The sequence below is a fragment of the Deinococcus marmoris genome (assembly GCF_001949125.1).
Taxonomy (GTDB): Bacteria; Deinococcota; Deinococci; order Deinococcales; family Deinococcaceae; genus Deinococcus; species Deinococcus marmoris_A.
The window spans coordinates 5001-18202 of sequence record NZ_MSTI01000022.1 but is presented as its reverse complement, the minus strand read 5'-3'; the positions used below and the strand labels follow the sequence as shown (position 1 = coordinate 18202).

14 protein-coding genes (1 of these 14 only partly in view) are annotated in these 13202 nt (G+C 64.8%); 3 read left to right on the top strand and 11 right to left on the bottom strand.

The genetic code is table 11. The features are described 5' to 3' along the window. A partial coding sequence (locus tag BOO71_RS03305) for a transposase (protein WP_139322712.1) occupies window positions 1-589 on the bottom strand: 589 nt, incomplete at its 3' end. Window positions 590-630: 41 nt separating this feature from the next. Here BOO71_RS03305 and BOO71_RS03300 point away from each other — a divergent pair. Continuing rightward, window positions 631-849 carry a hypothetical protein gene (locus BOO71_RS03300; RefSeq protein WP_075830561.1) on the top strand — a complete coding sequence of 73 codons (219 nt, stop codon included), beginning with the start codon at window positions 631-633 and terminating at the stop codon, window positions 847-849. Between the two features lies 1 nt (window position 850). Here BOO71_RS03300 and BOO71_RS03295 read toward each other — a convergent pair whose 3' ends face one another. Together BOO71_RS03295 and xseB are read right to left on the bottom strand one after the other, a co-directional pair. Continuing rightward, a complete protein-coding gene (locus BOO71_RS03295; protein ID WP_075830560.1) occupies window positions 851-3472 on the bottom strand; it encodes a DEAD/DEAH box helicase in 2622 nt (873 codons plus the stop codon). A gap of 59 nt (window positions 3473-3531) precedes the next feature. Beyond that, window positions 3532-3756, bottom strand: a complete 225-nt coding sequence (gene xseB, locus BOO71_RS03290; RefSeq protein ID WP_075830559.1) for an exodeoxyribonuclease VII small subunit — start codon at window positions 3754-3756, stop codon at window positions 3532-3534. A 34-nt stretch (window positions 3757-3790) separates the two neighbouring features. On the opposite strand from xseB, the gene BOO71_RS03285 reads away from it, so the two are divergent. After that, window positions 3791-4453 (top strand): flavin reductase family protein, encoded by a 663-nt coding sequence (locus BOO71_RS03285; RefSeq protein WP_075830558.1) that lies wholly within the window; start codon window positions 3791-3793, stop codon window positions 4451-4453. An 11-nt stretch (window positions 4454-4464) separates the two neighbouring features. On the opposite strand, the gene BOO71_RS03280 is transcribed toward BOO71_RS03285, so the two are convergent. The 4 genes from BOO71_RS03280 to BOO71_RS03265 form a co-directional block, all read right to left on the bottom strand. Further along, entirely contained in the window at window positions 4465-5076 is a 612-nt protein-coding gene (locus tag BOO71_RS03280) for a DNA-3-methyladenine glycosylase family protein (protein WP_075830557.1), read from the bottom strand. A gap of 20 nt (window positions 5077-5096) precedes the next feature. Next, window positions 5097-6158 (bottom strand): hypothetical protein, encoded by a 1062-nt coding sequence (locus BOO71_RS03275; RefSeq protein ID WP_075830556.1) that lies wholly within the window; start codon window positions 6156-6158, stop codon window positions 5097-5099. Between the two features lie 115 nt (window positions 6159-6273). Beyond that, window positions 6274-7374, bottom strand: coding sequence for a hypothetical protein (locus BOO71_RS03270; RefSeq protein WP_075830555.1), 1101 nt, complete (start codon window positions 7372-7374; stop codon window positions 6274-6276). A 181-nt stretch (window positions 7375-7555) separates the two neighbouring features. Further along, window positions 7556-9361: an HSP90 family protein gene (locus BOO71_RS03265; protein ID WP_075830554.1), complete on the bottom strand. Its 1806-nt coding sequence runs from the start codon at window positions 9359-9361 to the stop codon at window positions 7556-7558. A 240-nt stretch (window positions 9362-9601) separates the two neighbouring features. Here BOO71_RS03265 and BOO71_RS03260 point away from each other — a divergent pair, with 240 nt between their 5' ends. Further along, window positions 9602-10042, top strand: a complete 441-nt coding sequence (locus BOO71_RS03260) for a YbaY family lipoprotein (protein ID WP_175607340.1) — start codon at window positions 9602-9604, stop codon at window positions 10040-10042. Window positions 10043-10126: 84 nt separating this feature from the next. Here the strand turns inward: BOO71_RS03260 and tmpR are convergent, their stop codons facing one another. The 4 genes in view from tmpR to BOO71_RS03240 are tightly spaced (at most 59 nt apart) and all read right to left on the bottom strand, a layout consistent with a single transcriptional unit that may run on beyond the window. Next, window positions 10127-10843, bottom strand: a complete 717-nt coding sequence (tmpR, locus tag BOO71_RS03255; protein ID WP_075830562.1) for a bifunctional dihydropteridine reductase/dihydrofolate reductase TmpR — start codon at window positions 10841-10843, stop codon at window positions 10127-10129. Window positions 10844-10848: 5 nt separating this feature from the next. Continuing rightward, a complete protein-coding gene (locus tag BOO71_RS03250; RefSeq protein ID WP_075830552.1) occupies window positions 10849-11256 on the bottom strand; it encodes an NUDIX domain-containing protein in 408 nt (135 codons plus the stop codon). A 59-nt stretch (window positions 11257-11315) separates the two neighbouring features. Beyond that, window positions 11316-11924 carry a hypothetical protein gene (locus BOO71_RS03245; RefSeq protein WP_075830551.1) on the bottom strand — a complete coding sequence of 203 codons (609 nt, stop codon included), beginning with the start codon at window positions 11922-11924 and terminating at the stop codon, window positions 11316-11318. Further along, on the bottom strand, window positions 11915-13202 hold the 3' portion of the coding sequence (locus tag BOO71_RS03240; RefSeq protein WP_075830550.1) for a site-specific DNA-methyltransferase. 554 nt of this gene lie beyond the right edge of the window; only the last 1288 of its 1842 coding nucleotides appear in the window; the start codon falls outside the window, past its right edge; its stop codon occupies window positions 11915-11917. Before BOO71_RS03240 ends, BOO71_RS03245 begins: the two co-directional genes overlap by 10 nt.

The window sequence follows — 13202 nt, the reverse complement described above, 5'->3', positions numbered from 1 at the left end:
CATCGGAGATGTATAGCGTGCGATTTCCCTTCACAGGACAGCAGAAATACTTTCCACCACGAAGAATTCGTAACATGATCGTCGTGACGGCATACCAGGTGTCCATCAGCACGCACCGGAAGCGGAGTTCTTGACGGGCCTCTTTTTCAAAGAGGCGGCGAAGCATGTCCAGGACGTGATCGACTTTGCTTTTTCCATCGTCGTCCGGCGCATAAATGCGGTAGTCGATGATCCAGAATTCGCGGGTTTCAGGATTGACGTACACACAGGTGACGACGCCCATCCCTCGGATGGTTCGTTTCTCGTTCCCACTCCACTGCCTTCGAACCAGCGCCATGCGGCGTGAATGGCGCTTGTCCATCACGCTGTCGTCGAAGATGATGTAACCCTTGTCGCTCAATTTGACGTGTGGACGCACCTGCGTCCACACCTCCGCTGCCGTTAAACAGTCACCTTTCAGGTAGCGCTGAACGGCGTCATGAGCAAAATCATCGACGTGGTTGGCAAAATAGGTTTGTGTCCGATTGATCTGTGTTGCAGCCAAAAACTCGCAGTACCGTTGCCGCCCGACTTTTCGAGGTCTTCCCACCAGCCCAGAATTTCAGACTTGCCCAGTTTCGCGTAAGCCCTATGAAAGTCATCACGCGTATGGAAGACATTCCCGAATTCGACAGCCATAATGAAGAAAATGCCTTCTGGAACGGGCATCAGCTCTCGCCAGAACTCTGGGCCGAGGGACAGCGCGGTGACCCTGAACTGGACAGAATGTTGGAAGGTCTGGTCAGTGTGAAAGTGGTGGCTTCGCAATCTGAAGACGAGACGCGTGTATCCGACAAACGAGCAGGCTGAATTACCCTACTGGCACACGCTCAATCACAGTCAACCCCGCGAACTTCAGCAGCAACCTCTTTTGCCCCACGCCTGGGAAATAGACCAGCACTTCCCGTTTGTCGCCCTGATGGAAGCCGCCCATGAACACGCCGTCACCGAATTTGGCGTGGTGCAGGCGGAGCGGCTGGGTGCTGCTGACCGCGCGTTGCAACTCGCGGCTGGGAATGCCGAGGCGCGCGCTGACTTCGGGCAGGGACAGGCCATGCAAATCCAGCAGTTCCCGCGCCTGGAGGGGCCACGACGGAGCCAGTTCGGGAACAGGTTCGGGGGCGGCGGCTTCCGCTTCCGGCGCGGCCTGCACGCCCAGCAGGGTTTCCAGAAACAACTTGGTGGCGTGCTTATCCGTGGGGCGGCGCTCCCCGCTGGGCAGGTACGGCGAGTAGCAGCGCGAGACAGCGATACATTCGTAACACCCCTCCGCGTTCTTGCAGCACGTCTTAGAACACAGCGCCAACGCGCGGACCAGCAGATCGTCCAGTTGCTCGTAGGCGCGGCGCGACACGCCCAGACCGCCCAGCCAGTCGTCATAGAGAAAGAAATAGGCGTCGTGGCCCTCTCGGAACGCGCCCGCCAGATCGTTCTCGTCGCAGGCCACTCGCTCCGGCGTGACCTTTTGCAGCAGGTGCTTGAGAGTGTGGGCCACGGCGCTGGGCCGCTCGGTGGCGCGCGGGTCAAGGCCGATTTCCAGCGCGCTGGTGCGGAAGGGGGCCAGCTCGGTGGGCGCGTCGTACAGGTGTTCGGAGAGCTTGTGGTCCTGCATCCGGTCCTGAATGCGGCCCCCGCAGCGGGCGCAGGTGCGTTCGGCGGGGCCGGGATCGCGGTCACAGCCCACGCACACGCGCTCAAAGACCTGCCGCAGCATCTGGTAGCCGGTGTAGCGGCGGCGAATGCTGACCTCGCCGTGCCGGTACGCCAGAGGCCCGCGCCGCTGCCACGGCGTCATCTGCCCCGGCGTGACCTCGATGCTGTACAACCCGCGCGTGAACAGGTTCTCAGCGCTGAAGCGCTCCACCACAATCGCGGTTCCGGCGGGGTGCTTCTCCCAGCGCAGCACCTTGTAGCCCTGGCCATCCAGCGTGAAGACCGCGCCCTCGTGCTTCTCGGTCAGGGCGTAATGCTGGCTGGGCGATTCCAGCGGAGCGTCCAGCGCCTTTGGCCCCAGCTTTTCCCAGTCGGCAGCCTCCACCACGGCGTATTTTAGACTGCCCTCGCCACGCAGGTTCCAGTATTTCTGCGTCTCCACGGCGGCGGGGTGAAGACTTGCCAGACCCGCCGCGTAGTATTCATCGTTCTGGCGGGCGCGGTGCCGGGGCGAGAGGTAGGGATTGGCCGCCTCCACCACCGCCTTTTCTATCGGGCCGGTCAGCAGTTCCAGAAAGTTGCCGGAGTTGCTGTAAAAGGCGTCGGCGGGTTGCGGCACGCCCTGTTCGTTCAGCGCGGGCAGGTACAGCACCAGCCCCGGCGCGATTCGCCCGGCACGGCCCGCCATCTGCCGGAAGGCCATGCGAGAACCCGGATAGCCGTCAATGATGACCACTTCCAGATCCCCGATGTCCACCCCGGCCTCCAGCGCGTTGGTGGCGAACATCACGCCGCTGCCCGCGCGGCGGAACTCGGTCAGGCGGCCCTCGCGGTCACTGGTTCCGGCCATGTACAGGTGGGCGCGCTTGGCATACTGCGGCTGCGTGCGGTACGTGCCATACAGCCGCGCGGCCCGGCTGCGGCCCCGGAAGAAAGCCAGCACCTTCAGGTCATAGCGCACGCTGGCGTCCATCACGGCATTCCAGAAGCGGCGCGGCTGCCCCCGGTGATCGGCCAGGTAAAAGCGTTTTCCGGGTTTGGCCGCCCCGGATTCCGAGACTTCCACCGCGTCCACGCCGATCAGTTCGCGGGCAAATTCGGCGGGGTTGCCAATCGTGGCGGTACTCAGCACCACCTGCGGATTGGCCCCCAAAGCCCGCGACAGCTCCAGCAGGCGGCGCAGCATCCCGGCCACCTCCGAGCCGAAGCCGCCCCGGTAGGTATGGGCCTCGTCCAGCACGATAAAGGAGAGATTCTTCAGGAACTCGCGCACGCGGGGATGCGTGAGGGACCAGTGCAGTTTGTCGGGGGTGGCCGTGACCATCCGCACGCCGTCCGCAAAGGCGTCGGCGGCCTGTGCGCTGGTCTGAAATGCGCCGATGTCCCAGCCGAAGCCACCCTTTTCCTTGAAGGCCAGCAGCTTGTCGCGCTGATCCTGCCCCAATGCTACGAGGGGGTAGACGAAGAGGGCAGTGGCCTGTGGATCGCGTTCCAGCCGATCAAATACCGCTGGAAAGAAGGCCCCGGTCTTGCCGCTGGCCGTCGGCGTGGTCACGATAACGTGTTTGCCCTCGCGCATCAGCTTGTACGTTTCCGCCTGATGGGCGTAGACCTGACCAAAGCCGAAGCCGCGCGCCACGCCCGCAGACCAGCCCAGTTCTGTCGCGTCTACGGTGCGGGCGGGGGCGGCCTCTTCCTCGTGCAGCCGCGTCGCGCCGCCGCCCAGGGTGTCGCGCAGAAACCCCTCCAGGCGGGCGAACGGGGAACGGGCGGGCAGCATCGGGGCCTAGTTTAAGCGCGTTTGACGGGAAGAAAAGTGCAGCGTGAGAGGCTTCGCTTTTACTCCTCGTCTTCCACGTCCACTTCTCCCCCATCGGCCCAGTCCCCGGCCAGCACGGCACGCACAGCCTCAATGCGCTCACGGCACTGCGCGTAGGCTTCGCGGGCCTCCTCCAGCAGCGGCAGCACGCGGTCCAGATCGGCCTCGCCCGTTTCCAGCTCGGCGGCAATCCGCGACAGGCGGGCATAGGCGTCGCGGTAGGAGGTCTGTGTATCGGCGCTCATGGCCTGCCATGCTAGCGCCCGCTAGGGTGGGGCAATGGCCCTGCCCACTGGTTTCAAACATTTTGACCTGACCGAACTCCCCAACTCCGCCCGCTACAAGCTGCTGACGGCCACCGTCGTGCCGCGCCCGATTGCCTGGGTCTGCACGCGGGGCGCGGATGGCGTCCCCAATCTGGCCCCCTACAGCTTCTTCGGCCTGATGGGGTCCGATCCGCCCATCGTGGCCTTCGCCCCTGGCAACCGCGCAGACGGCACGCCCAAGGACACGGCACTGAACATCCCGTCCGGCAGCGAATTCAGCGTGAATCTGGTCAGCGCAGCACTGGCCCAGGTCATGAGCGACACGGCCACCGATTTTCCGCACGGCATGGCCGAGACGACGAAGCTGGACATCCAGATGGAACCCGGCGTCAGAATCGCGGTCCCCCGAGTGCAGGCCAGCCCCGTCACGCTGGAATGCGTGGAAGTCCAGACGATTCAGATCGGCAACACCCGCATCGTGCTGGGCCGCGTCATCGGCCTGAGCCTGCGCGCCGACGCCGTTCTGGACGAGGAAAAACATTACGTGGATACAGCCGCGCTGGACCTGATCGGGCGCATGGGTGGGCGCGGCGGCTACACGCGCACGCACGACGGGTTTGAGATTGAGCGGATGACCTATGCCCAGTGGCAGGAACAGGAAAGCTCTGAAGACTGAGAGGCTTCGTGTCAGCCAATCGGCGCTCCACCCGCTTTGACCCGGTGGTTGTCGGCCCACAGGTAGCGGGCGGCCAGCGTGCGGTACGGCGTCCACAGGGCCAGCACGTCGTCTGTGGATTGATCGGGATAAAGCCGCGCCAGCCCCTGCCGCAGCGCCAGATCACCGATGCTGAACACGTCGGGGCGGGCCAGGGCAAACATCAGAAACATCTCGGCAGTCCAGCGGCCTATGCCGGGAAGCGGAACCAGCGCGGCAATCACGGCCTCGTCGGGCAGGGTGGCGATGTGGGCGAAATCCACCGTGCCAGTGTGGGCGGCCTCGGCAATGGCGGTCACGGTCCTCACCTTGGCCCACGACAGGCCAGCCGCACGCAGATCGTCGCCGGGGGTTTGCAAAAGCGTCCCGGCGTCCAGCGTGCCCAGACGCTCCAGCAGGCGGGCGTGGATGCTGGCGGCAGCTTTCACGCTGAGTTGCTGACCGTTGACGCTGCGGATCAGGGTGGCGAAGGGATCGGGGGTGGGCGTCAGCACTGGCAAATCTCCGTTGCGGGCGATCAGCTCCTGCATGGTGGGATCGCCGCTCAGGTGCGCGGTAGCGTCGGCGTGGTGCAGCAGCGGCATTGGGATGGGCACGCCCGTATTCAAGCGCCTTCACCCAGCGTTTGCGCCAGCTTCTGGGTGTAATAGGGCGTGCCGTTGCGCCCGTCGAACTGCGCCGCCAGGGAGCGTGCTTTGCTCAGATGCAACACCAGCCGCTCAGAGACCGAGTACTCGCCGCCCTGCTGCCAGCCCTCGGCTTCAGGCGGAAGCGCCAGCGTGACCGTCTCACCCTCCAGCTTGCTGAACAGCAACGCGGACGCCGCCTGGTAGTTCATCTGCGAAAGCCGCTCGCGGCTCTGCTCGGCCCAGGGCAGATGGCGGGCGTACCAGTCCAGCCCGGCAGCCGGGTCCGTGAGGGCCAGAAATTCCAGATGTTCGGCCTGGGTGCGAAGAAAATCCGGGTTCCCCTCCACCATCTTGCGGCCCTTGACCGCGTACCCAAGAGCGAGTTCATGTTCACCCTGACGCAGCAGGGGCTGAAGCAGCGTGCCGTATGTCAGGTGCGGGATTTCCGCGCAGCCCATTCTCTTCTTCAGGATGGCCTGGCCCTGCTTGAGACAGGCCGCGTCATCGCCCATGAACAGGTGATATTCCGCGTGGGTCTGTGCCTCGCAGGCCGAGCAGTCGCTCAGCAGGTCGTCTTTGGCAAACTGCCACACGGTAAAGGCCCGCTGCGCCGCCGCGTGATCGCCCGTGTGCATCGCCAGTTGCATCTGCATATACGGGATGCTGCTGGCCCCGGCTCCCAACTTGCGGGCGTACTGCGCGTAGCTGGCGTGCAGCTCATGGACACGGCCCAGCGGAAACTGCGGGAACTGTTGCGCCGCGCTCAGCACCCATTTGTGATCCCAGGCCAACGTGAAGTCGTCCACCTCGTCCGGGTGCTGCGCCGCGTAATGCTGGCACCACGCGAAGGCCGGGAACATCTTCTCGGCCTGCCCCGACATGGTGGCCGCCTCGACCAGGGCGATACGGGCGTCATAGCTGGCCTCCCCGTCGCCGCTCAGGTCAGCCAGGCGCACCGCTTCCTCGGCGGCGGCCACCCGCTCCGGGCCGTAGTCCATGTCCTCTTGCTGCTCCAGAAGTTCGTAGGGGTCGGTCATGGTGGAGCCTCCTTGAAGACTGCATTAGTGATCTGGGGGTTACTGGTCCGGGCGTTACTGATCCAGGTTATTGATCTGGGCCAAAAGCCGACTCTTCTGAATGGCAATCTGCGGCTCACGCTTTTGCTGGTGGTGCAATCCGCGCCAGCGCCAGCACCATGTCCACTTCCCGCCGCTGCTGCGCGGTGTCGTTGCGGGCATCGAACAGGCTGGCAAGGCGCAGCGCCTCACCAAGATGATGATCCATACGCTCCCTGGCGCTGTACTGTCCGTCCTCGGCATAACCTGGGACAGTGGGCGCGAGCCTGATGGCGTAGGTCTTTGTCTGATCGCCGTTCCAGAGGACAGTAAACAGCACGGCGGCGGCGGCGTGGAAGGTCTGGGCCGCACCGAGTTCCCGTGTCTGCTCGGCCCAGGCGACGTGGTGGGCGTACCACTTCAGGGCCGCGTTAGGGCTGGTCAGCGCCAGATATTCCAGGTGCCGCGCCTGCGCCCACAGGTGATCGGGATCGCCCGATACGCTCTGGCGGCTGCGGGCGGCATGCTGCCCGGCCTCGTCCCAGCGGCCCAGACGCATCAGCGGGGCCAGGGCCAGGGCGTGGGTGCCGGTGGGGATATGGGCACAGGTCATGCGCCTGTCCAGAATGTGCTGAATCTGCCGCAGCGCGGCCTCGTCATTACCGCAGAACAGATGGTAATCGGCCTCGATCTCGGCTTCGCAGGCCGGGCAGGCGCTCAGCTCATCGCGCACGGTGCTGGTCAGCCGTTCAAAATGCCCGCTGGCTGCCGCGCCGTCACCGATATGCATGGCGTACAGCAACCCCACAAAGGCCTCGTTGTGCCTGCTGAGGCCCAGAATCCGGCGGGCGTAGTCCTCGTACAGCGCCATCAGACGCGGTGTGGGAATCTGCGGAAAGGTGCGCCCGGCGTTGACCACCCAGCGGTGGTGCCACAGCAAATCCTGCTGCTCGCCCTCGTCCAGCGCCTCCGGGTGACGGTCCGCATAATCGCGGCACCAGCCGAACGCCACCAGCATCTTCTCGCTCTGGCCTACCGCGTGGGCGCTGTCCATCAGCATGCGGCGGACGCGGTAGCCCTCGGCCTCGTCCTGCATCAGATCGGTCAGGCGCGCCGCTTCCTCAATCAGCGCCAGTTCCTCCGGGCAGCGGGGCAAATCGTCGATCCGGTCATACAGGTCTTGAAGTTGCTGTGACATGGGAAGTTTCCTTTTGGTGGGGATGGGAGCTGAGATGAAAATGAGGTACTGACAAGTTGGGAGTGGCCTGTCCGGTGGCTCCCTCCCTCTGCTTCGCAGCTCTACGAGTCACCCACAGGGGGAGAAGGGGCATGCAAGTCCGAATCACTTTCATCGGATGTGAGGGCTTTCAGCCGCCCGCTCAATTCAGGCGCGAGACGCTTTCCCGCTCGCCCAGCCCGGCCCCGGCCAGGGCATCGCCAATCAGATCGGCGAGGCCGCCGTTGAGCAGGGCCAGCTCGCGGGTGGTCAGGGGATGCTGGCCGAGGAGCAGCGCCTGGACATACAGCATGCCCAGCACCCGCCGCAGCAGGGGAGCGTCGGGGAGGCGCGCGGCCTGCTGGATCAGGGGATGGGCGACGTTGAAATGCACCTCCATCGCCGCCTCCTGACCCCCGGCCCCCAGATCGCCCAGCAGGTCCGTCCACAGGCCACCGCCCGCGCCGCCCACCTTCTCGCGGGTGCGGGCCAGTTCGCGGTGTGGGCGCGCGAAGGCCAGCGCGGGCAATTCGGCAGGGTCGAAGCGGCTCACGCGGGCCTCGGCGTCCAGCGGCAGCAGCGTGTCGCGGGCCACCTCGCGCAGCGTGGCGGTCTGGGCCAGTTCCTGCGGGGTCAGGGCGCTGAATTCCTGCACCAGATCATTGGGGCTGAGTTGCGTGAGGCGCACGCCTGGATTCAGTGCGGCGTAGCGCGAGAGCAGCGCGGAGTCGTAGGTGTAGATGGCCCGGACAATCGGCGTTTGCCCAGGCAGGGCCAGTTGTGCGGCCTGACGGTACAGGTTCAGATCGCCCGAGAAACGGATTTCGGGATGCTCCTGGCTGCCCAGCGCCAGATATTCGGGCAGGGCTAGAGAACCCGCGCTGGTCTCGAAGGGCAACCAGGGCATGAAGAGCTGCAAGAAGGCGTCATCCTCGGCAGCCAGCGCCTTGATGCTCAGGAAATGCAGCTTGATCAGGCGGCGCAGGGCAGCGGGGTCACGCCCGGCCAGATCCACCAGGTAGGCGCGGAGTTGCGCGGCAATTTCCTCGCGGGCGGCCCGCAGCTCGCCGTCGTCGCGCAGGGCGTCGCGGGCGGCGTTGGGCCGCAGCCCCTGGCCGTCCAGCACCGCCCGGATAAAGAAAGCCCAGCGCGGCGTCAATTCCTCTTCCCTGTCCGAGAGCAGCATGTGCCGCACGTAGACGCGGTGCTGCCCGCGCCGCTCCAGCGTGGGCGTCCAGGGCAGGATGAAGGCCACCCCGCGCACCTGTCCGGCCCCGGTGTCGATATCCACGAAATCCAGCGGCGGCACGCCCAGCAGCTCCGCGCCGTAGGCCATGACCGCCTCGCGCCTCGCTTCCTCACCGTGCGACGTGTCCAGCCAGGGTGCGCCCTGCCCGTTGACCGCCACACCGTTCACCGCCACAGGAAAGGGCAGCAGCCCGCCAAAATCGCCTGCCCACTCCGAGACCCGCTCTGGCAGCAGGTATTCGGCGCGGCCCTCACGGGCGCTCAGGGTGACGCGGGTGCCGATGGGCGTATCGGCGGGGCCGTCTTCCAGGGTGTAGGAACCGTCGGCGCGGCCCAGCCAGCGCAGGGGCGGCGTGCCGGAAGCGCTGCGGCTGACCAGCTCGATCTCCTCGCTGACCAGAAAGCAGGCCAGCAGGCCGATGCCAAATTGTCCGATCAGCTCGATGTTGCCACGCTTGGAACTGCGCCCGATGGTCGCCAGAAAGGTGTGAATATCGTCCGGGGTCAGGCCCACGCCATTGTCGGTGAAGGTGAGGGTCTCATTGCTGATCTCAAAGCCCAGCGCGGGCGAGAAGACCTCGCCGGACCCCTGCTGACGGGCGCGGATGGCGTCGATGCCGTTTTGCATCAATTCGCGGACATACACCTCGGGGCCGCTGTACAGGTGTTCGCTCAGCAGATCAATGAGTCCGCCGAGATCCACGGAAAAAGAATGAGACATAACTGCCATTGTGACAGAACAGGTCAATTATGTCTACAGCTAAATACGTAGCATCGCGTAGCGGCTTTGGCATACCGCCTCTAAGTGTGCTGGCGTAGCCTCAGACCACCTTTTTCGGCGATGCCGTGCCGGGTTCTGAAGACCAAATCAACATCCGATCACAAAGAAATCAGCCTCAGCCCCCACCATGAAGATATGAGCCGCCCTGTTTCCTTTTCCCTCAGCCTCAGCCTTTGTGGCGTGTTGCTCGCTTCCTCTGCCCTGGCCCAGACCCAGATTGGCGGCGTGACCCTGACCCCGATCAAGCCTGCGGCCACTGCGCCAGCACCCAGCACCCAGGACGACTACAACCGCGAGTCCATCCCCAAGGGCTACCGCGAGGTCAAGGGCCGCGTCACCGGTCCCAGCGAGGGCCTGCGCCTGCCCGCTGGCAGCCAGATCATGGTCAGTCTGGTGGACCTGACCGCCGCCAAGTCGGTGGTGGACATCAAGTTCAGCACCACCCGACTGTCCACGCCATACCAGATGGTCTACAACCCAGTCCGCCTGAACAGCGCGCACGAATACGCCGTGCGGGCCATCATCGCCGATAAGAACGGCGAGGTGCTGTACTACAGCCCGGACACGGCGCTACCGGACGGCGTGCGGGTCACACTGAACGTGCCTGTGATGGCGCGCTGAGGCAAGGCCATTGGGCCGCAAGACATTTCAAAGAGGCCAGGGCATTTGCTCGCTGGCCTCTTTTCCTCTGACACCCACCTCCATTTACAGATTCCAGCCACCCGCCACTTCCAGCTCCTGCCCAGTCACGTAGTCGCTGGCGCGCACGAAGTACAGCGCGGCGTCTACCAGTTCGGCCACCGTGCCCGCGCGCCCGGCAGGAATCTCGCGCAGGGGTTGGGACACGCTGGTTTCGATCACGCCAGGGCTGATCACATTCACGCTGACGCCGCTGCCTGCCAGCACGGCGGCCAGCGAACGCGACAGTTGCAGCACCCCGGTCTTGGCGATCACATACGGCACGATGCCGGGCCGCGCCGTCAGGTTGTGTGCGCCCGCGTAGCCCAGATTGACGATGCGCCCGAATCCCGCCGCCTGCATCAGCGGCGAGGCTTCCTGGCAGGTGGCGAAGGTGGCGGTCAGGTTGCTGCCCAGCATCTCGGCCCACTCGGCATCGGTGGTGTCCAACAGCGGTTTGTTCACGTAGTTGCCCACGTTGTTGACCAGCACGGCCAGCGGCGATCCGGCGAAGGCGGCATGCGCCCGGCGCACCAGTTCGCGGGCCTGGACTGGATCGCTCACGTCGGCCTGCAAGGTCACGGCCTGCACCCCTATTTCCTCGCACCGTTGCGCGGTTTCCTCGGCCTCCATCACGCTGCCCCGGTAATGCACGGCGACGCTATAACCCTCGCGCGCCAGGGCCAGCGCCAGCGCCCGCCCGATGCCGTGGGCCGAGCCGGTGACCAGCGCCGTCCCCTTCACCCCATTCACTCTGTCCCGCGCTGCGCCAGGGCCACCAGCGTCTGCGTGTAGGTGTTCAGCGGGTAAGAGGCGGCCTCGGCCAGCGTCACCCAGGCCCATTCCTCGATTTCCTCGTTGGGCGTGATCTCGGTATGGTCTGTTCGGGCAAAATAATCGAACAGCAGCATATGGCTCGGCTTGTGGAACTCCGGTGAGAGGACCGCCTCCTGCGTCTGCGCGTACTGAATGTCGCGCAGGATCAGCCCGGTTTCCTCGCGGAATTCGCGGGCCACGGCGTCCAGCAGACTTTCGCCCCAGTCCACCTTGCCGCCCGGCACGCCCCATAGTCCGCGCCATTTCGTCGTTCGCGCCAGCAACACGCGCCCGTCCCCATCCGATACCAACGCCCCCACACACACCAACGGCCTGTCCATGCGGCCCAGGCTACGGCGAAAAGCGGGGCCAGGGTGTGGGGCTTGCCACGGCAAAGTCTTTACGACAGCAGCGGCAGCAGTTCGGCCAGTGGTGACAGATCGGCCAGCTTCAGGTCTGCCACCCACCGTTTCTCGCCGTTATAGACGATAAATCCCGATTCCAGCAACTTCTTTTCGGAGGCCCAGCCGATGATGTAGGCGTGGTTCGAGGCGGCCACGGTGGTTCTTGGCTCCCCCTCCAATCGGTAATGAAAATACACCTGAATATTGATGTCGCGTGGCTCCCGACGGTTGAAGGCAGGGCGGAACTGCCCCGGAATCGCCTCTATTCCATGCCGATACGACAGAGATGACTTCACCGAACATTTCGCCGCCGTGCCGTCCCTGCGCCGGACGAGAATGTCGTGGCCCGCGTCGGGCGTCGCTGCCTCCTTATCCACTGCCGAGACGGCGTATTTGCCCTGCCCAACCAGATATGCGATCACCGCCAGTTCGGCGATCTCGCCCATCAGCAGGTTGTGGTACTTCTCCAGCGGATCGCGGCCATGCAAGTCGGCCCGGTCTCGCACATGCGGCAGCAGCCGCGCGCAGGTGATGGCAGCCGTCTGCACCAGCACCTCCGAGACCAGAGGGAGAAGGGGAATGGCATCTGCGGCGGTCAGGGGCATCTTCCTCCAAACGCTTCACAAAGCTCTGCCGGGACGGCGCAGACGGTCACGTTCTCCAACTCGAAGTCCACTGCCACCGACGGCCAGCTATAGACGGTGACGGGCCGCCCCGCCGCCTCAGCCAGCCGCCGAACCTCGTCCAGCACTTCAGGGCTAGCTTCGATCAGATAGAACAGCGCCAGCCCATCGGTCCAGTGCTGCTGGAGGGCGCAGTCCGGGCGATATTCACCCAGCGCCTGAAAGTGACGCAGTTGCAGAGCGAACCAGACCTGTTCCTGGGCCGTCTTCCCTGCTGGAACGCCAGCCGCGCGCAGATAAGCGAAATCCCCACCCAGCCCCGGCACCTGCACCGGGCCGGAGCGGGTGCGGTGGGTGTAGCCCTGGATGGCCCGCGCCACCCGCTCACGGGTCACCGACTGGCACAGATTTTTCTGCGGCTCCTGCGGCGTGGCCTCGGTGGAGGACGCCAGAATGAAGCGACGATTCGAGGTTTCCTCGGCGGCATTCAGCGCCAGGACGGCGTGCGCGGTGGTCCCACTCCCTGCAAAAAAGTCCAGCACGGTGTCGTCCGGGCCAGTGGCCTGCGCGATCAGGGTCTGGACCAGCGACAGCGGTTTGGGATAGCTGAAGCCCACGCCCGCCGATTGCAGCATCTGCCCCAGCAGGGTGGTTCCCTCGGCGTTCAGGCCACTGCGCAGCACCGTCCGGTCCTCCGCGCCGTCATCCTCCTTCAGACCCACGATCCAGCTCGAAATCGGCTTGCTGGGCCGCCGGACCTCCGAGCGAAAGCGCTTGTAACCGGGTGTGCCGTAGCCCAGGCGTTTGCCCACATATTGCGACAGGTACGCGTTTTCTTCCTCGCGGGTGGCGAACAGACCCAGTTGCAGGAAGTGCGGGGCCTGACCCTCCACGATGGCAGCGCGCAATTCCTCCAGAGTGGCGTAAAAGGCGGTACGGTCCTTTTTCGGGAAGATCACCCGCCCCTCGCGGATCAATTGCTCCATCGTCTCACGCCGCAGCTTCTGGCCCGGTTTCACGAACTGTTCGGAGGCAAAGGCCCAGACCCGCTTGGGATTGGGGGCATACCAGACATCCTGTTGCGGATCGTGAACCGGATAGAAGCCGTTCGGGCGCGCGCGGTAGTCGTGCGACTTGGTCAGATCGCCGCGCTTCCAGGGATCGGGGTTGCCATGATCGTGGTCTTTATACCCGGACAGATCCTTGTCCAGTCCGGCGAACGAGAAGCCGGGGTGCGCATAACACAGCACGTATTCATGA

Excerpts from the sequence above, each read along its gene's own strand:
- BOO71_RS03280 (WP_075830557.1), bottom strand. The coding sequence starts at position 5,076 with ATGCCGCTGCTGCACCACGCCGACGCTACCGCGCACCTGAGCGGCGAT.
- BOO71_RS03295 (WP_075830560.1), bottom strand. The coding sequence starts at position 3,472 with ATGCTGCCCGCCCGTTCCCCGTTCGCCCGCCTGGAGGGGTTTCTGCGC.
- BOO71_RS03300 (WP_075830561.1), top strand. The coding sequence starts at position 631 with ATGAAAGTCATCACGCGTATGGAAGACATTCCCGAATTCGACAGCCAT.
- BOO71_RS03250 (WP_075830552.1), bottom strand. The coding sequence starts at position 11,256 with ATGGACAGGCCGTTGGTGTGTGTGGGGGCGTTGGTATCGGATGGGGAC.
- xseB (WP_075830559.1), bottom strand. The coding sequence starts at position 3,756 with ATGAGCGCCGATACACAGACCTCCTACCGCGACGCCTATGCCCGCCTG.
- BOO71_RS03270 (WP_075830555.1), bottom strand. The coding sequence starts at position 7,374 with ATGTCACAGCAACTTCAAGACCTGTATGACCGGATCGACGATTTGCCC.
- BOO71_RS03265 (WP_075830554.1), bottom strand. The coding sequence starts at position 9,361 with ATGTCTCATTCTTTTTCCGTGGATCTCGGCGGACTCATTGATCTGCTG.
- BOO71_RS03285 (WP_075830558.1), top strand. The coding sequence starts at position 3,791 with ATGGCCCTGCCCACTGGTTTCAAACATTTTGACCTGACCGAACTCCCC.
- BOO71_RS03275 (WP_075830556.1), bottom strand. The coding sequence starts at position 6,158 with ATGACCGACCCCTACGAACTTCTGGAGCAGCAAGAGGACATGGACTAC.
- BOO71_RS03245 (WP_075830551.1), bottom strand. The coding sequence starts at position 11,924 with ATGCCCCTGACCGCCGCAGATGCCATTCCCCTTCTCCCTCTGGTCTCG.